This window comes from Metabacillus herbersteinensis (genome assembly GCF_042433335.1).
Taxonomy (GTDB): Bacteria; Bacillota; Bacilli; order Bacillales; family Bacillaceae; genus Metabacillus; species Metabacillus herbersteinensis.
In genome coordinates this window covers 206,062-230,635 of sequence record NZ_JBHLVO010000001.1, presented here as the reverse complement: position 1 = coordinate 230,635, position 24,574 = coordinate 206,062, and the positions used below count along the sequence as shown (strand labels likewise).

General features: G+C 37.6%; 22 protein-coding genes and 1 pseudogene. 21 read left to right on the top strand and 2 right to left on the bottom strand.

The window, feature by feature from the left end; all coding sequences use genetic code 11:
* The first annotated feature begins 41 nt into the window (after positions 1-41).
* The gene (locus tag ACFFIX_RS01195; RefSeq protein WP_378929669.1) at positions 42-623 is read left to right on the top strand and encodes a ComE operon protein 2; all 582 of its coding nucleotides are present in this window, start codon (positions 42-44) and stop codon (positions 621-623) included.
* A gap of 59 nt (positions 624-682) precedes the next feature.
* Positions 683-3,010, top strand: coding sequence for a DNA internalization-related competence protein ComEC/Rec2 (locus ACFFIX_RS01190; RefSeq protein WP_378929667.1), 2,328 nt, complete (start codon positions 683-685; stop codon positions 3,008-3,010).
* 93 nt (positions 3,011-3,103) lie between these two features.
* Here ACFFIX_RS01190 and ACFFIX_RS01185 read toward each other — a convergent pair whose 3' ends face one another.
* Positions 3,104-3,238: a YqzM family protein gene (locus ACFFIX_RS01185; RefSeq protein ID WP_378929665.1), complete on the bottom strand. Its 135-nt coding sequence runs from the start codon at positions 3,236-3,238 to the stop codon at positions 3,104-3,106.
* 505 nt (positions 3,239-3,743) lie between these two features.
* Between ACFFIX_RS01185 and holA the strand changes: the two genes are divergently transcribed.
* Complete coding sequence (holA, locus tag ACFFIX_RS01180; RefSeq protein WP_378929663.1) at positions 3,744-4,772, top strand: DNA polymerase III subunit delta; 1,029 nt, start codon at positions 3,744-3,746, stop codon at positions 4,770-4,772.
* A 34-nt stretch (positions 4,773-4,806) separates the two neighbouring features.
* Here holA and rpsT read toward each other — a convergent pair whose 3' ends face one another.
* Complete coding sequence (rpsT, locus tag ACFFIX_RS01175) at positions 4,807-5,079, bottom strand: 30S ribosomal protein S20 (protein ID WP_378929661.1); 273 nt, start codon at positions 5,077-5,079, stop codon at positions 4,807-4,809.
* Between the two features lie 350 nt (positions 5,080-5,429).
* On the opposite strand from rpsT, the gene gpr reads away from it, so the two are divergent.
* The 18 genes and pseudogenes from gpr to ACFFIX_RS01085 all read left to right on the top strand — a co-directional run bounded on the left by gpr (position 5,430) and on the right by ACFFIX_RS01085 (position 24,557).
* Positions 5,430-6,548 (top strand): GPR endopeptidase, encoded by a 1,119-nt coding sequence (gene gpr, locus ACFFIX_RS01170; protein ID WP_378929659.1) that lies wholly within the window; start codon positions 5,430-5,432, stop codon positions 6,546-6,548.
* A 70-nt stretch (positions 6,549-6,618) separates the two neighbouring features.
* Positions 6,619-7,809 carry a stage II sporulation protein P gene (gene spoIIP, locus ACFFIX_RS01165; RefSeq protein WP_378929657.1) on the top strand — a complete coding sequence of 397 codons (1,191 nt, stop codon included), beginning with the start codon at positions 6,619-6,621 and terminating at the stop codon, positions 7,807-7,809.
* A 30-nt stretch (positions 7,810-7,839) separates the two neighbouring features.
* Positions 7,840-8,178: a YqxA family protein gene (locus ACFFIX_RS01160; RefSeq protein WP_378929655.1), complete on the top strand. Its 339-nt coding sequence runs from the start codon at positions 7,840-7,842 to the stop codon at positions 8,176-8,178.
* A gap of 206 nt (positions 8,179-8,384) precedes the next feature.
* On the top strand, positions 8,385-10,208 hold the full coding sequence (gene lepA, locus ACFFIX_RS01155) for a translation elongation factor 4 (RefSeq protein WP_378929653.1): 1,824 nt from the start codon (positions 8,385-8,387) through the stop codon (positions 10,206-10,208).
* Positions 10,209-10,274: 66 nt separating this feature from the next.
* Positions 10,275-11,410, top strand: a pseudogene (hemW, locus tag ACFFIX_RS01150) (radical SAM family heme chaperone HemW).
* A 131-nt stretch (positions 11,411-11,541) separates the two neighbouring features.
* Positions 11,542-12,570 (top strand): heat-inducible transcriptional repressor HrcA, encoded by a 1,029-nt coding sequence (gene hrcA / locus ACFFIX_RS01145; RefSeq protein WP_378929651.1) that lies wholly within the window; start codon positions 11,542-11,544, stop codon positions 12,568-12,570.
* A gap of 129 nt (positions 12,571-12,699) precedes the next feature.
* Complete coding sequence (gene grpE / locus ACFFIX_RS01140; protein ID WP_378929649.1) at positions 12,700-13,284, top strand: nucleotide exchange factor GrpE; 585 nt, start codon at positions 12,700-12,702, stop codon at positions 13,282-13,284.
* A 27-nt stretch (positions 13,285-13,311) separates the two neighbouring features.
* Positions 13,312-15,144 carry a molecular chaperone DnaK gene (dnaK, locus tag ACFFIX_RS01135; protein ID WP_378929647.1) on the top strand — a complete coding sequence of 611 codons (1,833 nt, stop codon included), beginning with the start codon at positions 13,312-13,314 and terminating at the stop codon, positions 15,142-15,144.
* A gap of 171 nt (positions 15,145-15,315) precedes the next feature.
* Positions 15,316-16,437, top strand: a complete 1,122-nt coding sequence (dnaJ, locus tag ACFFIX_RS01130; protein WP_378929645.1) for a molecular chaperone DnaJ — start codon at positions 15,316-15,318, stop codon at positions 16,435-16,437.
* A 74-nt stretch (positions 16,438-16,511) separates the two neighbouring features.
* Complete coding sequence (gene prmA / locus ACFFIX_RS01125; RefSeq protein WP_378929643.1) at positions 16,512-17,450, top strand: 50S ribosomal protein L11 methyltransferase; 939 nt, start codon at positions 16,512-16,514, stop codon at positions 17,448-17,450.
* 14 nt (positions 17,451-17,464) lie between these two features.
* On the top strand, positions 17,465-18,220 hold the full coding sequence (locus ACFFIX_RS01120) for a 16S rRNA (uracil(1498)-N(3))-methyltransferase (protein ID WP_378929641.1): 756 nt from the start codon (positions 17,465-17,467) through the stop codon (positions 18,218-18,220).
* A 7-nt stretch (positions 18,221-18,227) separates the two neighbouring features.
* Complete coding sequence (mtaB, locus tag ACFFIX_RS01115; protein WP_378929639.1) at positions 18,228-19,592, top strand: tRNA (N(6)-L-threonylcarbamoyladenosine(37)-C(2))-methylthiotransferase MtaB; 1,365 nt, start codon at positions 18,228-18,230, stop codon at positions 19,590-19,592.
* 173 nt (positions 19,593-19,765) lie between these two features.
* Positions 19,766-20,434, top strand: coding sequence for a deoxyribose-phosphate aldolase (gene deoC, locus ACFFIX_RS01110; RefSeq protein ID WP_378929637.1), 669 nt, complete (start codon positions 19,766-19,768; stop codon positions 20,432-20,434).
* A 228-nt stretch (positions 20,435-20,662) separates the two neighbouring features.
* Positions 20,663-20,836 (top strand): 30S ribosomal protein S21, encoded by a 174-nt coding sequence (gene rpsU / locus ACFFIX_RS01105; protein WP_151533304.1) that lies wholly within the window; start codon positions 20,663-20,665, stop codon positions 20,834-20,836.
* A gap of 14 nt (positions 20,837-20,850) precedes the next feature.
* Positions 20,851-21,297: a GatB/YqeY domain-containing protein gene (locus ACFFIX_RS01100; protein ID WP_378929635.1), complete on the top strand. Its 447-nt coding sequence runs from the start codon at positions 20,851-20,853 to the stop codon at positions 21,295-21,297.
* Between the two features lie 418 nt (positions 21,298-21,715).
* Positions 21,716-23,035: an NfeD family protein gene (locus tag ACFFIX_RS01095; protein ID WP_378929633.1), complete on the top strand. Its 1,320-nt coding sequence runs from the start codon at positions 21,716-21,718 to the stop codon at positions 23,033-23,035.
* Between the two features lie 27 nt (positions 23,036-23,062).
* Positions 23,063-24,055, top strand: a complete 993-nt coding sequence (floA, locus tag ACFFIX_RS01090; RefSeq protein ID WP_378929631.1) for a flotillin-like protein FloA — start codon at positions 23,063-23,065, stop codon at positions 24,053-24,055.
* 46 nt (positions 24,056-24,101) lie between these two features.
* On the top strand, positions 24,102-24,557 hold the full coding sequence (locus ACFFIX_RS01085; RefSeq protein ID WP_378929629.1) for a YqfB family membrane protein: 456 nt from the start codon (positions 24,102-24,104) through the stop codon (positions 24,555-24,557).
* Positions 24,558-24,574: the final 17 nt, after the last annotated feature.

The following is a 24,574-nucleotide window of genomic DNA, read 5'->3' as shown; positions in this document are numbered from 1 at the left end:
TAAACTAGAGAAAGAAATTTGTCGAGGTAGGGGGAATTAAGGTGGAGCGAATATCTTGGAATCAATACTTTATGGCTCAAAGTCACTTATTAGCCTTAAGAAGTACATGTACAAGATTGTCAGTAGGAGCAACAATCGTTCGTGATAAACGAATGATTGCTGGAGGGTATAATGGCTCAATTGCTGGGGGTGTACACTGTTCGGATGAAGGGTGTTACGTAATTGATAATCATTGTGTTAGAACGATACATGCTGAAATGAATGCAATCATCCAATGCGCAAAGTTTGGTGTTCCAACAGAAGGGGCAGAAATATACGTTACCCATTTTCCTTGTTTACAATGTTGCAAAGCGATCATTCAAAGTGGAATCAAAACAGTATATTATGCTGTGAATTACAAAAACCATCCATATGCAATTGAACTTTTCAAGCAAGCAGGAGTTGCTGTAGAGTATGTCGAGCTAGTAGACATGCCCTTGGATGTGAATTCACAAGAAAAACGAGAATTTGTATCAGAGATTCTAGAAAAAGTGTCAACAACTGATATAAATGAGGTTGAGTTAAAATCATTGTACGATATCGCAAATCGACTATTTCTTCAGGAGAATAAGAGCAGTCGGTGACCAACCGATTGCTCTATTTATTACAAAAATAATCTAAAAATAGAATTGAGGTATTTTGTTTGAAAGGAAAGCTTTTCTACTTCGCCCTAACTGCCACACTCGCGATTTCAGCCGCTCGAACCAATTTTCAGCCTACAATAGTCCTCCTAATTATTTTTTTCTTTATGTTATTAATTCTCCATAAAAAATACCCACTCATGTTGTTTTGTATGTTAGTCTTCCTACTTTTCGTTGGTTATTTTTCTTATATTGATAGCAACAATAAGTCGAATTTCACACAAGGTGTTTATCGTAATATTGCTCAGATTTCATCGATTCCGACCATTGATGGAGATTTGTTTAAAGGGTCCATTAAAGACAAAAGTGGAGAGGAATTTGTTTTTTCTTATTATCTCAAATCACAAGAAGAAAAAAATGATCTAAAAACAATTCGACCAGGAAGTCATTGTCTTATAGATGGAGATTTAAAAGAGCCCAAATTACCAACTATGCCAAATGCTTTTAGTTATAAACAATTTCTATATGATCAAAAAATTCACTTGCAATTAGAAGTCCGCACTTTTGGAGAATGCAGCCTTGATGAAGTAGATATACTCACTTACCTCCAACTAGTTCGCCAAAATGGTCTTAATTTTTTAGAAGATCATTTTCCAAGCACATCAGTAGGAATCGTTCAAGCCCTGTTATATGGAGATCGAGGGTTGATTGAAGAAGATCTGGAAGTTGCCTATCAAGATCTGGGAATCGTTCATCTTTTGGCCATTTCAGGACTTCATGTAGGACTATTGGTAGGAGGTTTGTACTTCTTACTCATTCGTTTTGGGTTAACACATGAAACGACTCGAACAATACTATTCCTTGCTATGCCAGCTTATATCTTTCTTACAGGAGCTGCACCATCCGTCGCAAGAGCTTCGCTAATGATTATGGTTTATTTTTTATTCAAGCAAATGCGACTCTCATTAACCTCACTAGATGTTATTAGTATGACTTATTTGTTTTTACTACTGTTGAATCCTTATATTCTTTTTCATGTTGGATTTCAGCTTTCCTACGTCGTTAGTCTAAGTTTAATTCTATCTGCTTCTACAATTGCTTCTTTTGAAGGATGGTTCCTGAAGCTAAATGGTATATCCTTAATTTCTCAAATAAGTGCAACACCTTTGCTTCTCTTTCATTTTTATCAGGTATCATTGCTTAGTTTGCCAATGAACTTGGTGTTTGTTCCTTTTTACTCTTTTTTAATATTGCCACTCTCACTATTAGCTGCCATTGTTCAATATCTCTTCCCCGCTGTGGGAATGATAATAATTAATTTTCTCGACTATTTGCTCCAATGCAGTCATTATATTGTCTATTTTGCTTCAACACTTTCAGCTGCAACCTTGACACTGGGTAAACCCTCATTAATCCTCTTAATATTGTACGTTTTTTCTACACTCTATCTTTTTTTAACATTTGAACAAATGAAGTCAGTACGTAAGATCAAAATGTCCTTAGTAGCAATGAGTTGTGTATACGTCATTCACATGCTACTACCGTACTTTAATCCTAATGGAGAGGTGTTAGTAATTGATGTAGGGCAAGGAGATTCTATTTTAATAAACGAGCCATACAACAAAGGAACCTATCTTATTGACACCGGCGGAAGACTTGATTTTCAGAAAGAAAAATGGGCGGAAAGAAGAAAGACGTTTTCGATCGTGAAAAGTATTACAATTCCTTACTTACGATCAAAGGGTGTCACGACCATAGACAAGCTAATTCTCACACATGGAGATATGGATCATGTAGGAGAGGCAAGTGTCTTGTTAGAGCAAATGAAAATAAAAGAACTAGTGGTCCCGATTGGTTTTGTGAGAGGAAAGGTAGAAACAGATATTGTTTTAAAAGCAAGAGAAAAGGGAGTGAAAATTACTGAATTGGATGCAGGCGACCATTTAAAATCGGGCAATCTGGAATTTTTAATTTTGTCGCCTAAAGATATCTCAGAAAGCAAAAACGATGATTCTCTGGTTATGTATTCCAAGATTGGAGGGCTCAGTTGGCTGTTCACAGGGGATTTGGAGACCGAAGGTGAGAAATCAATTCTGGGATCCTATCCTTCAATAAGTGTTGATGTGCTTAAGATAGGACATCATGGAAGCAAAGGTTCAACTTCTGATACATTTTTAGATAAACTCAAGCCGAAAGTTGCCATTGTTTCAGCAGGAGCCAATAATCGATATCAGCATCCACATCCTGAAGTTTTAGAAAAGCTTCATAAAAGAGGAATTCCTTTGTTAAGAACCGATAGGCATGGGGCTATATTGTATCAATTTAAAGAAAATAGTGGAACGTTTTCAAGTCATCCTCCATACGATGAAGTAGAAACAGAAAGTCAATAATAGTAAGATAAAGAACGATTTTCACACATACTTAAATTAATAAACGGGCAAATGAAAAGAGACTGCATCAGCAGTCTCTATGTAATGAACCATTTAAGCACCAATTAAGCCAATCACAGTAGCAATGACAAAAATTATCGCAAAAAATCCGAATGAAACAACAAAACCAACGCCAGAATCAACCGCATCGTTTCGTTTACTTTGTACATTTTTTTCAAATTCGTTCACGGTTACCCCTCCTATTTCATAATTAGTATAAGCGAAAATCTAAAAAAAATCTATATCGTCGTAAAATGTTCTTTTATACCTAGTCACGAATTTGACATACTTCTAATTTGAATTTCCATTTCTGACAACAGAATGTACAAATAATTAACTGTTTACGAGGCTACACTAAGATTATTACTTTGTAGTATCGCTTGAGTTATAGGTGACCTAGGCTCTATAACTTAGCGTTCACATAGATTAAAAAGGGAATTGACAATCTGTCAATTCCCTTTTTACAGGATAAAAGATGTATAATTTTATTTATCTAGATTGCGTTTCGATATCCAGCTTCGACGCACAGGACGTGCTAGTGCAGTCAATGCGACAGGACGTCGCGATTATGACTGCCTCGAGGTCTAGCTTGTCGGGGCTGAACAAGGCGCTTCCGCTTTTATTTAGCCTTGCCAAATTAGATTTTTCCTTTTAGGATTAAACTAATTGAAAAGGACGTTAGGGGAGCATAACCATGATTTTTGATGTGTGGAAAGATATAAAGAAAAAGCAGCTACAGCCCACGTATTTACTAGTTGGGAAAGAATCGTTTTTAATGCAGGAGACCATTCAGCTTATTATTGATGCAGGCTTGCAGGAAGAAGAAAAGGATTTTAATTTATCTGTTTATGATATGGAGGAAACAACAATTGATCAAGCAATTGAAGATGCAGAAACGCTTCCTTTTATGGGAGAAAAAAGGATCGTTGTCATTAAAAATCCTTCATTTCTTACGAGCGAAAAGAAAAAAGAAAAAATTGAACACCATTTAGGAAAATTAGAGCAATACATGAATGAGCCGGCCCCTTATACAATCCTGATTTTCTTTGCACCATATGAAAAGCTAGATGACCGAAAAAAAATTACCAAGCTTGTGAAAAAGAATTCAGTTGTGTTAGAAATGAATTCACTATCAGATCGTGACATCGCAAGCTGGACAATGGAATTAGTTCAAAATGAAAAGGTCTTGATGGGACAAAATGCGCTTGAAGAATTAATGATCCTGACTGCCGGTGACTTAACGATCATTAACCAAGAAGTAAAAAAGTTAAGTACATATGTAGGCGAAGGTAGGACGATTTCCAGAGAAGACGTTCGAAATCTTGTGCCTAGGTCGTTGGAACAAAACATCTTTGAATTAATTGAAAACGTTGTTCAGCGAAAAAGTTCACAAGCACTTCAAATTTTTTATGATCTATTAAAAACAAATGAAGAGCCGATAAAAATCCTATTTTTGCTGGTTAATCAATTCCGATTAATTTTACAGGTAAAAGAGTTATCAAAAGCGGGGTATGGACAACAGCAAATTGCCAACTCTGTAAAAGTTCATCCCTTTCGAGTCAAGCTTGCGATGCAGCAAGCAAGGTTATTTGGAGAAGAAGAATTAGTGAGCATTTTAATGGAGCTTGCTCAAGCAGACTATGAAATGAAAACAGGAAGAAAAGACAAACAGCTAGTGCTAGAGCTTTTTTTAATTAAAATATTTACGAAAAATACGGCATAAAAAAAACGATCCCAAGTTGGATCGTTTTTTCTAATTATGCAGTTGCAGTTAATCCGTTAACTTTTTTCGCTAAGTTAGATTTGTAACGTGCTGCAGTATTTTTTTGAATAAGACCGCTTTGAGCTGCTTTGTCGATTCTTTTTGTTGCTTCAGCTAGTGCAGCTTTTGCATTGTCAGTATCGTTGTTAACAACTACTGCGTCAACCTTTTTAATAGCAGAACGCATTGCAGATTTGATAGAAGCGTTGTGTGCACGACGCTTGTCATTTGTTTTTACACGTTTAATTGCAGATTTAATATTTGGCATATCTTTCACCTCCTAAGAAGTCGATCGAGATCTATAATACTCGAATTTTAATTTTAATGAGAACAAAGGATATTCTATCAAATGCCTTTACATAATGCAATAGCAATGTAAAGGGAATCCACCTTTAAGCTAATTAATTGTGAGAAAGTATACTTAGAATGCGTTTCTGAATCCAGCTACAGCGCCTAGCCCCTCGAGGTCATAAGTCAATTATAAATTGAAGGCAAAGAGCGCCTTCTATTTATAATCGTCTTATGCTTGTCGGGGCTGAACAAGGCGCTTCCGCTTTTTATTAGAATGATTCCTACACTTTATGGCAAAAATAAATAATATGCGAGGGAGGAATCAAAATGAAAGAAGAATTAGATCTTAGTCAATATTCGGTTCGTACGGATTTAGCTTTAGAAGCAAGAACGATGGCTGTGGAAAGTAACAAACAAACCACACAGGCAGAATCAGAGGATTTAAAGGGTGTAATTGTTAAAGAACGTGACGAAGATGGCATCAAGATCTCCTCAATTGAAATTACAGAGGAAGGTACGGCTGTTACAGGAAAAAAAGCAGGTAAGTACTTAACATTAGAAGTTCAAGGAATTCGTCAGAAGGATACAGAACTTCAAGAAAAAGTGATTAATGTATTCGCACAGGAATTTAGTCAGTTTCTAACTGATTTAGGAATAAAAAAAGATGATAGCTGCCTTGTGGTTGGCTTAGGAAATTGGAATGTTACCCCTGACGCGCTTGGCCCGCTAGCGGTTGAAAATTTATTAGTCACCCGGCATCTTTTCAATCTTCAACCAGAAAACGTTGAAGAAGGTTTTCGTCCTGTGAGTGCACTTGTACCAGGAGTCATGGGGATTACCGGAATTGAAACAAGTGAAATTATTAAGGGTGTTATAGACCAATCGAAACCTGACTTTGTGATTGCGATTGATGCTTTAGCCGCTCGTTCAATTGAAAGGGTAAACACAACAATCCAAATTTCAGACAGCGGAATCCACCCAGGATCCGGTGTAGGGAACAAACGTAAAGAGTTAAGTCAGGAAACACTCGGAATACCTGTAATTGCGATTGGGATTCCTACCGTTGTTGATGCGGTGTCGATTACGAGTGACACAATTGACTTCATTTTAAAACACATTGGGCGGGAATTAACAGAGGGTGACAAACCATCACGGTCCTTAGTTCCCGCTGGAATGAGTTTCGGAAAACGAAAGGTTTTGACTGACGAGGATTTGCCAGGTGAAGAACATCGCAATCAATATTTAGGGTTAATTGGAAATCTTGAGGATGATGAAAAACGCAAGCTCATCCACGAAGTGTTATCACCACTAGGCCACAATCTAATGGTTACACCTAAAGAAGTTGACATGTTTATTGATGACATGGCAAATGTGATTGCGAATGGATTGAACACTGCACTTCACCAAGAGGTTGATCAAGGAAACACAGGGGCCTATACACATTAAATAAGACAGAGTTCTACTTCTTCAAGCTTGTACATACGATGAAAGAGACAAGCTTGAAGGAGGATGAGTAATGAAGCGCATTCGAACAAGTCGTAATATGATCTTAACTCTAGATGGGACAAGCATTAAAAAAACAATCATGCTAAGCTTTATCGCTCTCATGATGACATTTTTAATATCAGGCATGCTTACCTCACTCAAACCTGAATATCGAATCACATCTTCATCAATTACAGATTTAACAACAAATATAAATGGTGAGGCGTTTCTTCATTTACTGGGTGCTGAAAATCGCTATTTTACATCAACATTACCTAATAATGAGCCAATAAAGCTTTCATCTATATTGTTCAAAGTAAGCACAAGTATTAATCCAGATGACCCCAGAAGTTTGCTAGGAAGAGAGTTACCTGGATTTTCATTATATGATAGTGAGATTGTTGTTGCTGGTGATGGAACTAATTACACGAATATGCCGTTTGAATCTGCACCACCAACTGCGGTATTGGAACAGGAACGTGAGGCGTCAATTGAAAGTTTGGAAGAGCCTAATTCAGAGCAACCTCATAATCCTCCTGCGCTTACAACAGGTGATCGGAAGGTAGTTTATATTTATAATTCGCATAATACGGAATCGTATCTACCTCTTTTAAAGGATGAGGATAACCCAGATTTAGCAAACCACTCTAAAGCAAATGTAACCCTAGTTAGTGAATTGTTAAAGAATGAACTTGAGTCTAGAGGAGTTGGGGCTCACGTTGAGAAGACAAACATTCAAGGAATATTAGGTCAGAGAAATTGGAAGTATGGAAAATCTTATTCCGCTTCTAGAGAAGTCGTTCAAACAGCAATGGCTAATAATCGTGACTTGGAGTACCTAATTGACATCCATCGTGATTCTCAAAGGAAAAAAGTCACAACAACAAAAATAAACGAAAAATCATATGCCAAGATTGCTTTTGTTATTGGAGTAGATAATCCAAACGCTAACGCAAGCACTGATCTTGCAAAACAGTTACATGAAATTTTTCAAAAAAAATATCCTGGATTAAGTAGAGGTATTTTTAAACAAGGAGGGGATGGTTTCAACGGTGTCTACAACCAAGACCTCTCAAACAAAGCAATGCTCCTCGAATTTGGTGGAGTCGACAATACCCTTGACGAATTAAAGAATACATCTGCCGCAGTAGCGGACGTAATAAGCGAATTCTACTGGCAAGCGGAAAAAGTAAATGCTGATTCTGAAAGCGTAAAACAATAATGATTTGAGGGAAAAAAGATGGTTAAATTCATGCTAAAGTGTTTTGTTTTAGTCTCGATTTTGCTATTTGGTGTTTTAATTGGGATGCAGCAAGCAAATCAGGGGATGTTGAAAATGAAGGGGTATAACGATCCTGAGTTAAGTGGTGCTTTTTCTGTAGAAAATGAACAAACTGGTGAGCTTGAAGCGTCAATATTAGGAAGCACTGTTACTAGTCAAGATCTGCAAAAGAAACAAGAACAGCTTGAACAAATTGAAGCCTTCAATTTTTTCTCTCAAATTGGCAAGAAATTTGCAGGTGTCGTCAGTGATGGAGCCTCATCTCTTATGACCTATCTATCCAATTTGATTAACGGAATATTGGAATGAAAAAAAGCGCAAGCGCCTTGTAGGCGCTGGAGCTGGATTCAGAAACGCAGACACAGTATCAAATTTTATACTTTCTGATAGTATAAGAAAACAGGTCTGTCTCCTTAAGGGACAGGCATTTCTTTTTATAGATTGAATGTTGTTATCCCTATTGATATAATCAAAGCTAGTGTATTGGCAAGTTTAGTAGGAGTGAAAAACAGACAATGAATAGAGAAGAAAAATTATTAAGACAATCTAGAATTCGGAATTTCTCGATTATCGCTCATATTGATCACGGGAAATCTACATTAGCAGACAGAATATTAGAAAAAACATCCGCATTAGCTCAGCGCGAAATGAAAAATCAACTTTTGGATTCTATGGACCTTGAAAGAGAACGTGGAATTACAATAAAGTTAAATGCGGTTCAATTGAAATACAAAGCAAAAGACGGAGAAATCTATACGTTCCATTTAATTGACACGCCAGGACATGTCGACTTTACTTATGAAGTCTCTAGAAGCTTGGCTGCATGTGAAGGGGCGATTCTTGTTGTTGATGCTGCACAGGGGATTGAAGCGCAGACGCTAGCAAACGTTTATTTGGCACTAGATAATAATTTAGAAATTTTACCTGTCATCAATAAAATTGATTTACCAAGTGCAGAGCCTGAACGTGTAAGACAAGAAGTAGAAGACGTAATAGGGCTTGATGCATCTGAGGCTGTTTTAGCTTCTGCTAAAGCTGGTATTGGAATTGAAGAAATTTTAGAACAAGTTGTTCAAAAGGTTCCTGCTCCTGTTGGTGACCCTGAAGGACCGTTAAAAGCGCTAATCTTTGACTCACTTTATGACCCTTATCGTGGTGTCGTCGCTTATATACGTGTTGTAGAAGGTTCAGTAAAAGTTGGAGAAAAGATTCGCATGATGGCCACTGGAAAAGAATTCGAAGTATTAGAAGTAGGTGTTTTTACACCAAAGCCACTTTTACTTGATGAATTAACAACCGGTGATGTTGGCTTCTTAACAGCGGCAATTAAAAATGTCGGTGGCACACGTGTTGGTGATACCATTACGAGTGCAAAAAATGGAACAACTGAAGCGCTACCTGGATATCGTAAGCTGAATCCTATGGTATATTGTGGACTTTATCCTATTGACACTGCAAGATACAATGATTTGCGTGATGCCTTAGAAAAGCTTGAATTAAATGATGCTGCCTTGCAATTTGAGCCTGAAACATCTCAAGCACTTGGATTTGGTTTTCGTTGTGGATTTTTAGGACTTCTTCATATGGAGATCATCCAAGAACGTGTTGAACGTGAATTCAAAATTGATTTGATCACAACAGCTCCTAGTGTAATTTATACAGTACTACTTACAAATGGTGAAGAACTGCGCATTGATAACCCATCAAATATGCCAGATCCTCAGAAAATTGAGCGAATTGAAGAGCCGTATGTGAAAGCAACAGTGATGGTTCCAAACGATTATGTTGGTGCAGTAATGGAATTATGCCAAAACAAACGTGGAATTTTTGTTGACATGCAGTACTTAGATGAAAAACGCGTTAGCATTATATACGAACTTCCATTATCAGAAATCGTCTATGATTTCTTTGATCAATTAAAATCAAATACGAAGGGCTACGCTTCTTTCGATTATGAATTAATTGGCTACAAACCATCTAAATTAGTTAAAATGGATATCTTATTAAATGCAGAAAATATTGATGCTCTTTCCTTTATTGTTCATAACGACAATGCATATGAACGTGGCAAGGTTATCGTTGAAAAGCTTAAAGAGCTAATTCCACGTCAGCATTTTGAAGTTCCAATTCAAGCAGCAATCGGGCAAAAGGTTGTCGCACGTTCAACGATCAAGGCAATGCGTAAAAACGTACTTGCTAAATGTTACGGTGGAGACATTTCACGTAAACGTAAACTTCTTGAAAAACAAAAAGAAGGTAAAAAACGAATGAAGATCGTTGGATCAGTTGAAGTACCACAGGAAGCATTTATGGCAGTATTAAAAATGGACGATAAGTAAAATACACGAATAAAAAAGCCGCAGCTAATAACTGCGGCTTCTTAGTTAATAGAAGGTGAAAACATGATCGGATCTGCGTATATTCACATACCCTTTTGTCAGCATATTTGTCATTATTGTGATTTTAATAAAGTTTTTCTTAAAAATCAGCCAGTTGATGAGTATTTAACATCGCTTCAAAAGGAAATGTCTGCAACAATGGATAAATTCCCAACACAAGCTTTAAAAACAATTTTTATTGGTGGAGGAACACCCACTGCGCTATCAGCCGGGCAGCTTGAGCGTTTGTTAAAAGGTATTCATGAAGAATTGAAACCAGATCACAATTTAATTGAATTTGCAGTCGAAGCTAATCCAGGTGAATTAACTTTAGAAAAGCTAGATGTATTAAAAAATGGTGGAGTAAACCGCTTAAGCATTGGAGTTCAAAGTTTTAATGATGAGTTGCTAGCTAAAATTGGACGAGCACATAGAAAAGCTGACGTTTTCTCGACATTAACACTAGCCCAGCAGGCAGGTTTTGATAACATAAGTCTAGATTTAATGTATGGTCTACCTGGTCAAACATACAACGATTTTAAAGAGACTCTCGACACTGCATTATCACTAGACGTCCAACATTTTTCAGCCTACTCACTAATCGTTGAGCCAAAGACTGTTTTTTACAACTTAATGAAAAAGGTAAATTATCATTACCTCCTCATGATGAAGAAGCAAGTATGTATGAACTAGTGATGGAGAAAATGGCACAAAGTGGTTTTAATCAATATGAGATAAGCAATTATTCAATTCCTGGTTATGAAAGTAGTCATAATTTAACGTATTGGAATAATGAGTATTATTATGGCTTTGGCGCAGGTGCTCATGGGAATGTAAACGGAATAAGAACAGCAAATATTGGGCCTCTTAAACGGTATATGGATGCGGTTGAAGAATCGGGTTTGGGTCTTTTAGAAGAACATCATGTGACTGAAAAAGAGAAAATGGAAGAAGAAATGTTTTTAGGCCTTCGTAAAACAGAAGGTGTACAAAAAAAACAATTTCAACAGAAATTCAATTTACAACTAGACATAGTTTTTCAAAACCAAATTGCTGAACTGGTCACAAAAGATCTCCTAATTAATTCTCAAGAATCCATAAAACTTTCTGAAAAAGGTAAACTACTAGGAAATGAAGTATTTCAAGAGTTTATTTCTATTTAATCTCCCATACAAAAAGATAACACTGCTGATCATAAATCAGGTTAAATTAATTGACATTTACCAATCGTTTTGATAAATTCTTATATATATTTAGCACTCGCGTGTCTAGAGTGCTAACAGAGGTGATGTCGTTGCTTACAGATCGCCAATTGTTAATACTCCAAGTGATTATTGATGATTTCATACATTCGGCACAGCCTGTTGGATCCAGGTACCTTTCCAAGAAGGAACTAATTACATTTAGTTCTGCAACAATTCGTAATGATATGGCTGATTTGGAGGATTTAGGGTTCATCGAGAAAACACATAGCTCATCAGGGCGTGTTCCATCAGAAAAGGGTTATCGATATTATGTCGATCATCTCTTGGCTCCACAACGCTTAACAAAAACCGATGTAACTCAAATTAAATCAATTTTTGCAGAACGGATTTTCGAGCTGGAAATTGTTGTTCAAAAGTCCGCGCAAATTCTTTCAGAGCTGACAAATTATACTTCAATTGTTCTTGGACCAAAGGTAAATGAAAACCGTCTTAAACGAATTCAAATTGTACCGATAAACCACGATACAGCAGTTGCGATCATCGTGACAAACACTGGTCATGTGGAAAATAAGACGATTACATTCCCGGGTACAATAGATCCAAGTGAAATTGAAAAAATGGTCAACATCTTAAACGAACGCCTTGTTGGTGTCCCAATCCTTGAGTTGCATGATCGGATTTACAAAGAGGTCGTAAATGTTCTAAAGTCTCATATTCAAAACTATGATACATTCGTGAAAATCATGGCAGGTACGTTGTCACTCAATCAAAATGAAAAAATTTATTTTGGTGGAAAGACAAACATGCTCAGTCAACCTGAATTTCACGATTTCCAGCGTATAAAGTCACTATTAACGCTGATTGAACATGAACAGCAAGTTTACGATTTGCTTCGTACGAAAAATGCAGGTATTTCAATTAAGATTGGGAAAGAAAATAACAATATTGCGATGGAAAATTGTAGTTTAATTACTGCAACTTATTCATTGGGTGAAAAGCAAATAGGAACAATTGCTGTGATCGGACCAACACGAATGGAATATTCAAGAGTGATTAGTCTGTTGCAACGTGTAACAAATGACTTGTCAAGAACATTAACTGACTTGTATCATGTTTAATGCGCATGGCAATATTGAATAAGGATGGAATCTTAGACATTCCATCCCATTTCACATGCTCAGGTGTGTAATACCGAAAAAAACCTATTTAAAAAATTAGATACAAATGCTTTAAGGGAGGTGAAAATCGTGACAGAAGAAAAAAAAGTTGCAGAACAAGATCAAGTTATTGACACGACAAGTGACGAAATCATTGAACCTGAATTAGAACTTTTAGATCGAGAAGACACTAATGATTCAGAATCACAAGAACTAGCTGAGCTCAAAGCTAAAATAGTTGAGTTAGAATCAAAGCTAGATGAAAATGAAAATAAAATGCTCCGTGTTCAAGCTGATTACGATAACTTCAAAAGACGTAGTCGTCTTGATATGGAAAACGCACAGAAGTATCGTTCTCAAAGCTTAGTAACTGACATTCTACCTGCTCTTGATAATTTTGAAAGAGCGTTACAAATAGAAGTAGATGATGAAAAAATGAAATCAGTTTTACAAGGTATGAACATGGTTTATAAGCAACTCGTTCAAGCCCTTCAAAATGAGGGTGTTGAAGAAATTGAATCAAAGGATAAGCCATTTGATCCACATTTGCACCAAGCTGTGATGCAAGTGGAAGATGAAGCTTATGAATCCAACACTATAATTGAAGAGCTGCAAAAAGGATACAAGCTAAAAGATCGCATTATTCGACCAGCAATGGTAAAAGTAAATCAATAACTATTACATAGTAGGAGGTTCTAAATTATGAGTAAAATCATTGGAATAGATTTAGGTACAACGAACTCATGTGTTGCAGTATTAGAAGGAGGAGAACCAAAAGTAATTCCAAATCCAGAAGGTAACCGTACAACTCCATCTGTTGTATCTTTCAAAAATGGGGAGCGCCAAGTAGGTGAGGTTGCAAAACGTCAAGCAATCACAAACCCAAACACAATTATGTCTGTTAAACGCCATATGGGAACGGATTATAAGGTAGAAGTGGAAGATAAAAACTTTACTCCACAAGAAATTTCAGCTATTATCCTTCAACACTTAAAATCATATGCAGAAGAATATTTGGGAGAGCCTGTTACAAAGGCTGTTATCACTGTTCCTGCTTACTTTAACGATGCAGAGCGTCAAGCTACAAAGGATGCTGGGAAAATTGCTGGATTAGAAGTGGAGCGTATTATCAACGAACCAACTGCTGCAGCACTTGCTTATGGATTAGATAAAACAGACGAAGATCAAACAATTCTTGTCTATGACCTAGGTGGCGGAACGTTTGACGTATCTGTACTTGAACTAGGGGATGGAGTTTTCGAAGTACGTTCAACAGCTGGTGATAACCGTCTTGGTGGAGATGACTTTGACCAGATTGTTATCGATTTCTTAGTAGCAGAATTCAAAAAAGAAAGCGGCATTGACTTATCTAAAGATAAAATGGCGCTTCAACGTTTAAAGGATGCTGCTGAAAAAGCGAAAAAAGATTTGTCTGGTGTTTCATCAACACAAATCTCATTACCATTTATCACAGCAGGAGAAGCTGGGCCACTTCACTTAGAAATCTCACTTTCTCGTGCGAAATTCGATGATCTAACTTCTGGTTTAGTTGAAAGAACAATGGGACCAGTACGTCAAGCACTCTCAGATGCAGGTCTTTCTAGTAGCGAAATTGACAAAGTTATCCTTGTAGGTGGATCAACACGTATTCCTGCAGTACAAGAAGCAATCAAAAAAGTACTTGGTAAAGAACTACATAGAGGTGTTAACCCTGATGAAGTTGTAGCATTAGGAGCAGCGGTTCAAGGTGGAGTTATCACTGGTGATGTTACAGACGTTGTTTTACTTGACGTTACACCACTTTCACTAGGAATTGAAACAATGGGTGGCGTATTCACAAAACTTATTGATCGAAATACAACAATTCCAACAAGTAAATCTCAAGTATTCTCAACTGCTGCAGACAGTCAAACAGCTGTAGATATCCATGTTCTTCAAGGTGAACGCCAAATGTCAGCAGATAACAAAACACTTGGTCGTTTCCAATTAACAGATATACCACCAGCACCACGTGGTGTGCCTCAAGTTGAAGTGTCGTTTGATATTGATAAAAATGGTATCGTAAACGTTCGTGCGAAAGATTTAGGTACAAACAAAGAGCAAACAATCACAATCAAGTCATCAACTGGCTTATCGGATGACGAAATTGAGCGCATGGTAAAAGAAGCAGAAGAAAATGCTGATGCAGATAAAGCGCGTAAGGAAGAAGTTGAACTGCGTAACGAAGCAGATCAATTAGTATTTACCACTGAAAAAACGTTAAAAGATCTTGAAGGAAAAGTAGACGAAGCTGAAGTTGCTAAAGCAAACGAAGCAAAAGAGGCTCTTCAAGCAGCGATCGAGAAAAACGAACTTGAAGAAATCAAAACAAAAAAAGAAGAACTTCAAAACATCGTTCAAGAGCTTTCAGTAAAGCTTTATGAAGAAGCTGCAAAACAAGCTCAAGCTGCCGGTGGAGCAGAAGGTCCGAAAAATGCAGACGATGATGCGGTTGATGCAGAATTTGAAGAAGTAAAAGAAGAAGAGAAAAAATAAGCGATTCAGTTTGAAGTCAAAGTCGGGCTAGTCTTGACTTTGGCTTTTTTCTCTTTACTTGACACAAAAAGTACATATTACCATTCGTTCAAACAGGAGAACATCCTATTGCTTTTAAACTGTTTCCAGTGATACAATTTAATTTATGTGAGAAATCGGGAGTGAGAAAAAATGAGTAAGCGTGATTACTATGAAGTACTTGGCGTGGGTAAGAACGCGACAAAAGAAGAGGTAAAAAAAGCTTATCGTAAGCTTTCAAAACAATTTCATCCTGACATAAACAAAGAAGCAAATGCCTCTGATAAATTTAAAGAAGTAAAAGAAGCATATGAAACTTTAAGTGATGATCAAAAGAAAGCTCACTATGACCAATTCGGACACACGGATCCTAATCAAGGATTTGGCGGTGGCGGAGACTTTGGTGGTGGCTTCGGTTTTGAAGACATTTTTAGCTCTATTTTTGGTGGCGGAACGAGAAGACGTGACCCTAATTCACCAAGACAAGGTGCAGACTTACAATATACAATGACTCTTACATTTGAAGAGGCTGTATTTGGAAAAGATACGACAATTGAAATTCCTCGTGAAGAAACTTGTGATACATGTGAAGGAAGTGGTGCGAAAAAGGGTACCTCACCTGAAACATGTTCACACTGTGGTGGAACTGGTCAAATGAGTGTTGAACAAAATACACCGTTTGGTCGAATTGTTAACAGACGTGTATGTCACCACTGTAATGGAACTGGTAAAGCGATTAAACATAAGTGCTCAACATGTGGTGGAGCAGGAAAAGTTAACAAACGAAAAAAAATCCAAGTGAAAATACCTGCGGGCGTTGATGATGGCCAACAATTACGCGTATCAGGTCAAGGTGAACCGGGCTTCAAAGGTGGCCCTGCTGGAGACTTATACGTTGTCTTTCAAGTAAGGGATCACGAATTTTTTGAACGTGATGGAGACGATATTTATTGTGAAATGCCGATTACATTAGCACAGGCTGCTTTAGGTGATGAAATTGAAGTGCCGACTCTTCACGGTAAGGTGAAGCTAAAGGTTCCAGCTGGCACACAAACTAGCAAGAAATTCCGTTTAACAGGAAAAGGTGTTCCGAATGTACGTGGATATGGTCAAGGTGATCAATATGTTATCCTACGTGTCATCACACCAACAAATTTAACTGAAAAACAAAAAGAATTGCTACGTGAATTTGCAGAATTAAGCGGCGGCAATAAACCTGATGAACATGAAGAAAGCTTTTTTGACAAGGTAAAACGTGCCTTTAAAGGAGAATAAAAGGCAAGGTTTTTCCAAATACAGGGTATGACTAAAGATACGTGATAGCTCATTATAGGATTGGAGTTGGTAGAATGAAGTGGTCTGAATTAAGCATCCATACTACACAAGAAGCGGTAGAACCCATTTCGCATATATTACACGAAGCTGGAGCAAGTGGTGTTGTGATTGAAGACAAAGCAGATTTGCTGAAAGAGCGTGAAAATGTATATGGAGAGATCTACCAACTCGATCCAAATGATTATCCCAATGAAGGTGTAATCGTTAAAGCATATCTATCGATGAATAGTTTCTTAGGTGAAACAGTTGACGGAATAAAAGCGGCTATCAACCATCTACATGTCTACAACATTGACCTTGGCAAAAACAACATCACAATCAGTGAAGTAAATGAAGAAGATTGGGCAACAGCGTGGAAGAAATATTATCACCCTGTTAAGATCTCTGAAAGGGTTACGATTGTGCCTACTTGGGAAATGTACGAGCCTGTTCATACGGATGAACTAATTATTGAATTAGATCCTGGAATGGCTTTTGGAACAGGAACACATCCTACAACAGTACTATGCATTCAAGCGCTAGAAAGATACGTACAAAAAAATGACTTTGTGATAGATGTTGGCACAGGATCAGGTGTATTAAGTATTGCGACAGCACTTTTAGGGGCTTCATCTGTAAAAGCATTAGATCTTGACCCTGTTGCAGTTGAAAGTGCCCGAATAAACTGTAAAATCAATAAAGTCCAGCACGTTGTTGAAGTCTCACAAAATAATCTTTTAGAGGGTCTAGAAGGTCCGGTTGACGTTATTGTTGCTAATATTTTGGCTGAAGTCATTGTACGCTTTGTAGACCAAGCCCATGAACTTATTAAAACAAACGGCTATTTTATCACTTCAGGCATCATTCATACGAAAAAAGCAGAAGTGAAAGATGCTTTACTCCAAGCTGGTTTTGAAGTAGTAGAAACAATGGTTATGGAAGATTGGGTTGCTTTTGTTGCTAGAAAAAAATAAGAGGGTGTATCAGGTTGCAAAGATATTTTATAAACGAAGCAAAAGTGAATCTCGAACACGATATCAAGGTCGTCGGTGACGATGTTCACCACATCTCTCGTGTATTGAGGATGCAACCTGGAAACACAATTGTCTGCTGCACAAACGATGGTTTTGAAGCACTCTGTGAAATAGCGGAAATTACCAATGACCAAGTAGTTTGTCGTATATTAGAATGGATGACGGTAAACCATGAGCTACCCGTTCACATTACAATCGCCAGTGGGTTGCCTAAAGGGGATAAGCTAGAATGGATTATACAAAAGGGCACAGAATTAGGTGCCGCGTCGTTTATCCCTTTTAATGCTGCCCGTTCAATCGTAAAAATTGATCTAAAGAAGTTAGGGAAAAAACAAGAGAGATGGCAAAAGATTGCCAAAGAAGCTTCCGAGCAATCTTATCGAAATAAAATTCCCTCAATTATCGAACCACAGAGTTTTCTAGAGCTATTAGAGCGCTCAAAATCCTTTGATGTAAAAATTGTTGCATATGAAGAATCAGCGAAATCAGGGGAAAAGAAAAACTTAGCTAAAGCATTGGGCATGTTAAATAAAGGACAGTCGATGCTAGCAGTTTTTGGACCTGAGGGTGGATTAACCGAAGCTGAGATTTCTAAGCTTGAAGAACACGGGTTTATCATTTGTAGTTTTGGCCCGAGAATACTAAGAACAGAAACAGCCCCTCTATATCTACTGTCAGCAGTTTCTTATTATATTGAACTATCGAGGTGAATGAATTATGCCAACAGTTGCTTTCCATACACTTGGTTGCAAGGTGAACCACTACGAAACTGAAGCAATTTGGCAATTATTCAAAGAAGTAGGTTATGAACGGACTGAATTTGAATCAATTGCTGATGTTTATGTTATTAATACATGTACGGTAACAAACACGGGTGATAAAAAAAGTCGTCAAGTGATAAGACGTGCGATTCGAAAAAATCCGGATGGAGTGATTTGTGTAACAGGCTGTTACGCTCAAACATCCCCAGCTGAAATTATGGCGATTCCTGGTGTGGATATCGTCGTTGGAACACAGAACCGTATGAAAATGCTTGATTATATCGAACAATTTAAGCTTGAAAGACAGCCAATCAATGGTGTCGGAAACATTATGAAGGCAAGAGTTTATGAAGAACTTGATGTACCTGCCTTCACGGATCGTACGAGGGCATCATTAAAAATTCAGGAAGGCTGCAATAACTTCTGTACGTTTTGTATAATCCCTTGGGCACGCGGCTTAATGCGTTCTCGTGATCCAAAAGAAGTTGTTACACAAGCCGGGCAGCTTGTGAATGCAGGCTATAAAGAGATTGTCTTAACTGGTATTCATACAGGTGGTTACGGTGAAGACATGAAAGATTATAATTTGGCGATGCTTTTAAGAGATTTGGATGAACAAGTCCATGGATTAAAAAGAATTCGAATTTCATCCATTGAAGCGAGCCAAATTACAAATGAAGTGATTGAAGTATTGCATTCATCAAATAAAGTTGTTCGCCATTTACACATACCGTTACAATCTGGCTCGAACACTGTTCTAAAAAGGATGCGTCGAAAATACACGATGGAGTTCTTTGCTGAGCGTCTAAATCGTTTAAAGGAAGCACTTCCTGGCTTGGCGATTACATCGGATGTAATTGTTGGTTTTCCTGGAGAAACAGAAGAAGAATTCATGGAAACTTATAACTTTATCAAAGAACATAAATTTTCAGAGTTACATGTTTTCCCATATTCTAAACGTACTGGAACGCCAGCAGCTCGAATGGAAGACCAAGTAGATGATGAGGTAAAGAACAATCGGGTTCATCGCCTGATTGAACTGTCTAATCAGTTAGCCAAACAATATGCTTCTCAGTTTGAAAATGAAATTCTTGAGGTTATTCCAGAAGAGAAATTAAAAGAAGACACAGACTCTGGATTATACGTTGGGTATACAGATAACTACTTAAAAGTTGTTTTCCCAGCTGACGAAGAAATGATTGGGAAAATTGTAAAAGTGAAAATTACAAAAGCTGGGTATCCTTACAACGAAGGTCAGTTTATTCGAGTGATTGAAAACGATACAATTCTTCAGGACGAAAAAGTACGCCTTTCATCATAATCATATAGAAGCAGGTGGGCTCACACATTGCCAACCTGTTTTTTTTACGTTTTCATTCGTGACTAAAATTAAAGCTAATGTGCAAATTATCCTAGTACGGAATAGTTTTTTTTATATAGAAATGATAAGATGTAAGATGTCGGACAACTTAACTAAAAGAGGGGTAAATACATATGTCTAAATATGCAAAAATGATTGATCATACAGCTTTAAAAGCAGATACAACGAAGGATACGATCGAAACCCTATGTGCTGAAGCGAAGGAATACGGATTTGCTTCAGTTTGTGTAAACCCAACGTGGGTAGAAAAAACTGCACAATTACTAAAAGGTACTGATGTTGACGTTTGTACTGTCATCGGTTTTCCTTTAGGTGCAAATACCCCTGAAACAAAAGCATTTGAAACGAAGGATGCGATTGAAAAAGGTGCAACAGAAGTAGATATGGTGATTAACATCGGTGCACTTAAAGAAAAAAATGACGAGCTTGTTGAGCGAGATATTCGCTCAGTAGTAGAAGCGGCAAAAGGTAGAGCACTAACAAAGGTTATCATTGAAACAAGCCTTCTTACAGAAGAAGAAAAAGTAAGAGCTTGTCAGATTGCCGTAAAAGCTGGAGCGGATTTTGTAAAAACGTCGACTGGTTTTTCTACTGGAGGAGCAACAGTAGCTGATATTGAATTAATGAGAAAAACAGTTGGACCAAACCTTGGCGTAAAAGCTTCAGGAGGAGTTCGAAATCTTGAAGGTGCTGAACAGTTGGTACAAGCCGGTGCTACTAGAATTGGTGCAAGCTCAGGGGTATCTATTGTAAAAGGTGAAACGGCAACTACCGATTATTAACAGCTATAGGAATAAGGAGTGAATTTACCGAGTGTTCTTTAACACTTCGTAAATCTCTCCCTTTTCTTTGAAAAAAATAGCATGATACCTTTATAGCAATGACTAAGTTTAGTATATATGGTTGACCTGTTTACAACGTTATATTATAATGGCAAAGTACATGTTTCGTTATAAACTTGTTTATATTTGAAGATGTCGATTGGTTGTACTCGGAGGGAGGGAAAGAGAATGTCAAAAACGGTCGTCCGTAAAAACGAATCGCTTGAAGATGCTCTTCGTCGTTTCAAACGTACAGTATCAAAAAGTGGTACTATACAAGAAGCAAGAAAGCGCGAATTTTATGAAAAGCCTAGCATAAAGCGTAAGAAAAAGTCTGAAGCAGCTAGAAAACGCAAATTCTAAAAGAGGGTGTATTTATGAGTCTTCTAGAGCGTTTAAATCAAGATATGAAACAAGCGATGAAAAACAAAGAAAAAGACAAACTAAGTGTTATTCGTATGGTTAAAGCTTCATTGCAAAATGAAGCGTTAAAACAACGGAATAACGAGTTGTCTGAAGAACTGGAATTAACCGTTCTTTCTCGCGAATTAAAGCAACGTAAAGACTCCCTCCAGGAATTCAAAAATGCTGATCGTATAGACTTAGTTGATAAAACTCAAGCTGAGATTAATATATTGAATGAATATATGCCTGAGCAGCTCTCAGAAGAAGAAGTACTTCAAATTGTGAACGAAGCAATTGCTGAAGTGAACGCATCTTCAAAAGCTGAGATGGGAAAAGTCATGGCAGCTATTATGCCTAAAGTAAAAGGTAAAGCTGACGGAAATCTCGTAAATAAGCTTGTCCAACAACAACTATCATAAATGTTCAAGACACCTTGTGTATGCAAGGTGTCTTTTAAGTTCTATCAGAATTTATATAATTCTAATACTCAGTAAGCGTTTCGCAAGTCCAGCTACAGCGCCTAGCCCCGACGCACAAGACTTGCTAGTGCAGTCATGGCGATTGACGTCGCGTTTTTGACTACCTCGAGGTCATAAGTCAAAAGGCAAAGAACATCTTCTATTTAAAATTGCTTTATGCTATGCCTAAGGCTGAACAAGGCACTTGCGCTTTTTTATCTGATTTAAAAGCACTATAATGTAGATAATAATTACTACTGACGTAATTTAGCTATATACTATATACAAGGGTACATAATTTTTTTATTAAAAAAATGAAACTTTTCCTACCCTATCTCGTATTAACAATTAAGTAAGGGAGAGGAGGAATGAAGTCCTCATGCTGAAAAAGAGATTCTTTCAGCTGGCTATTCTATGTAGTGTTGTACTATCTTTTTTTGTGGGAGACCATTTAAACACCACTGCAGCTTCTAAAGAAAAAGTCTTTTTTATTCCTTTAGAAGAAACTGTTGAAAAAGGGTTATCTCAATTTATCCAAAGATCGATCAAGGAAGCCGAAGCACAAGATGTTGATCAAATAATCTTAGAGATTAACACACCTGGTGGAGCAGTGGACGCAGCAATGGAAATTGCCGATGCACTTCGAACAACAGAGCTACCGATTACAGCATTTATTAACCGTAGAGCCCTATCTGCTGGTGCTTATATTGCTTTAAATGCAGATCAAATATACATGGTGCCTGGCGGTAAAATGGGATCAGCAGCGATAATTGATCTTCAAGGGAATGCAGCTGATAAGAAAGCGGAATCACTATGGCTGGCTGAAATGAAAGAGTCTGCAGAACAAAACGGGCGTGACCCCAAATTTGCGCTCGCCATGGCAGACCCTGATATTGATTTGCCAGAGTATGGTGCAGCAAAAGGTGACTTGTTAACTCTTGAGACGAAACAAGCAGTAGAGGTCGGTTATGCAGAAGGTACCGCCAAAGATCGAGAGGATCTATTAACTCGGTTGAACCTACAAGAAGCTAGTATAATCAACATAGAAGAAAGCTTTGCTGAGAAATTTGCTAGGTTTATCACTCATCCGATCGTTGTCCCAATTCTTCTGTCAATTGGAAGCATAGGACTAGTGGTGGAACTGTATTCCCCAGGATTTGGAATTGCTGGTATTATGGGACTAACATCAATACTATTATTTTTCTATGGCCACATGGTTGCCGGATTAGCAGGCTTTGAGTCAATTATTCTATTTATTCTAGGCTTCGCACTCCTAATTGCTGAATTTTTTGTACCAGGTGGTATTTTAGGAACATTAGGCTTTACAGGGATTATCGCAAGTTTGTTTATAGCTTCTGATAATGTCGTGCACATGGGAATTTCAATTTTAATTGCTTTTGCTGTAGCAATCACAGCATCCATTTTACTAGTAAAGGTGTTTGGGAAGCGTATGAATATATTTAAGAAAATGATATTGCGTGATTCTACGAATACTGAAAGTGGTTATGTTTCAAACAAAACAAGAAATGAATTAGTAGGAAAAACCGGTATTGCCTTAACAACTCTTAGACCTTCTGGTACTGCTATTATTGAAGATGAACGAGTAGATGTAGTAACAGAAGGCGGCTATATTACTAAGGGAAACAAAGTGTTAGTAGTTAAAGCGGAAGGCTCACGAATTGTTGTGAGAGAAGTATAGATAAAACATAAACATAGGAGGAACAAAATGGAAGCATCAGCAATATTAATTTTAGGACTTATCGTAATAGGCATCATCTTTTTAGGCGTTATTTTCACATTTGTACCAGTTGCTCTCTGGATCTCGGCACTAGCTGCAGGGGTAAAAGTCAGCATTTTCACTTTAATTGGTATGAGGTTACGTCGAGTTATTCCGAATCGTGTCATAAACCCTTTAATTAAAGCACATAAAGCTGGTTTAGGTGTCACAACGAATCAACTGGAAAGTCATTACTTAGCAGGTGGTAATGTAGACCGTGTCGTTAATGCTCTTATCGCAGCAGAACGTGCGAATATTGAAATACCATTTGAACGCGGTGCTGCCATTGATTTAGCAGGTCGTGATGTGTTAGAAGCTGTACAAATGAGTGTAAACCCTAAAGTAATTGAAACACCTTTCATAGCCGGTGTTGCAATGGATGGAATTGAAGTGAAAGCAAAAGCGCGTATTACAGTTCGTGCTAACATTGAACGCCTCGTTGGTGGTGCGGGTGAAGAAACGATCATTGCACGTGTTGGTGAGGGAATCGTTAGTACGATCGGTTCTTCAAATAATCACAAAAAAGTTCTTGAGAATCCTGATTTGATCTCACAAACGGTATTAAGCAAAGGTTTAGATTCTGGAACAGCATTTGAAATTCTCTCGATTGATATTGCAGATGTTGATATCGGCAAAAACATTGGAGCTGAATTGCAAACAGAGCAAGCTGAAGCTGATAAAAAGATTGCTCAAGCAAAAGCAGAAGAAAGACGCGCGATGGCTGTTGCTCAAGAACAAGAAATGCTTGCCCGTGTTCAAGAAATGCGTGCAAAAGTAGTCGAGGCAGAAGCAACAGTTCCACTAGCTATGGCAGAAGCTCTACGTTCTGGAAACCTTGGTGTGATGGATTATTTAAACCTGAAAAATATCTCTGCTGATACAGACATGAGAGATTCGATTGGAAAGATAAACAAAGATCAAAATGATCATAACGAAAAATAATGCTAACACTTCCCAAGTTGATAGCGGGTAAGGGAGGGAGCACAAATTGGAAATTCTTGAAATTTTTCAAAATCCTATAGTCATCGCCTTTTTAATATGGATCTTATCTTCTTTTTTTAGAGGAAAACCAAAGGAAGAAGATGCCCAAAAACAGAAACAACAAGGTAAGACCCGTCAGCAGCCTAAGCCTGTTTTTACAACAGTCGAGCAGCCAAAACAAAGAAGAGCTGAACAACAACTGAAAGAGACTGTTCAAAACGCTTACGAAAAAATTAAGTCAGAGACAGTTGAACAAATTACACCATCAAGCACAACAAGAGATCGACGCCCTATTTCCACACGTTCAAAGAAAGAAAATGAAGTAAAAGTCACTTCGGTGGCCGGGACTAAAAGTGCAATCCAACTAAACAAACAATCAGTTATTCAAGGTGTCATTTGGAGTGAAATCCTCGGACCACCTAGATCAAAAAATCCTCATTTCCCAAAAGGAATGAAGCGATAAAAGAACTTCTCGATTTC

Excerpts from the sequence above, each read along its gene's own strand:
- holA (WP_378929663.1), top strand. The coding sequence starts at position 3,744 with ATGATTTTTGATGTGTGGAAAGATATAAAGAAAAAGCAGCTACAGCCC.
- rpsT (WP_378929661.1), bottom strand. The coding sequence starts at position 5,079 with ATGCCAAATATTAAATCTGCAATTAAACGTGTAAAAACAAATGACAAG.
- gpr (WP_378929659.1), top strand. The coding sequence starts at position 5,430 with ATGAAAGAAGAATTAGATCTTAGTCAATATTCGGTTCGTACGGATTTA.
- spoIIP (WP_378929657.1), top strand. The coding sequence starts at position 6,619 with ATGAAGCGCATTCGAACAAGTCGTAATATGATCTTAACTCTAGATGGG.
- ACFFIX_RS01160 (WP_378929655.1), top strand. The coding sequence starts at position 7,840 with ATGCTAAAGTGTTTTGTTTTAGTCTCGATTTTGCTATTTGGTGTTTTA.
- lepA (WP_378929653.1), top strand. The coding sequence starts at position 8,385 with ATGAATAGAGAAGAAAAATTATTAAGACAATCTAGAATTCGGAATTTC.
- dnaK (WP_378929647.1), top strand. The coding sequence starts at position 13,312 with ATGAGTAAAATCATTGGAATAGATTTAGGTACAACGAACTCATGTGTT.
- dnaJ (WP_378929645.1), top strand. The coding sequence starts at position 15,316 with ATGAGTAAGCGTGATTACTATGAAGTACTTGGCGTGGGTAAGAACGCG.
- prmA (WP_378929643.1), top strand. The coding sequence starts at position 16,512 with ATGAAGTGGTCTGAATTAAGCATCCATACTACACAAGAAGCGGTAGAA.
- mtaB (WP_378929639.1), top strand. The coding sequence starts at position 18,228 with ATGCCAACAGTTGCTTTCCATACACTTGGTTGCAAGGTGAACCACTAC.
- deoC (WP_378929637.1), top strand. The coding sequence starts at position 19,766 with ATGTCTAAATATGCAAAAATGATTGATCATACAGCTTTAAAAGCAGAT.
- rpsU (WP_151533304.1), top strand. The coding sequence starts at position 20,663 with ATGTCAAAAACGGTCGTCCGTAAAAACGAATCGCTTGAAGATGCTCTT.
- ACFFIX_RS01100 (WP_378929635.1), top strand. The coding sequence starts at position 20,851 with ATGAGTCTTCTAGAGCGTTTAAATCAAGATATGAAACAAGCGATGAAA.
- ACFFIX_RS01095 (WP_378929633.1), top strand. The coding sequence starts at position 21,716 with ATGCTGAAAAAGAGATTCTTTCAGCTGGCTATTCTATGTAGTGTTGTA.
- floA (WP_378929631.1), top strand. The coding sequence starts at position 23,063 with ATGGAAGCATCAGCAATATTAATTTTAGGACTTATCGTAATAGGCATC.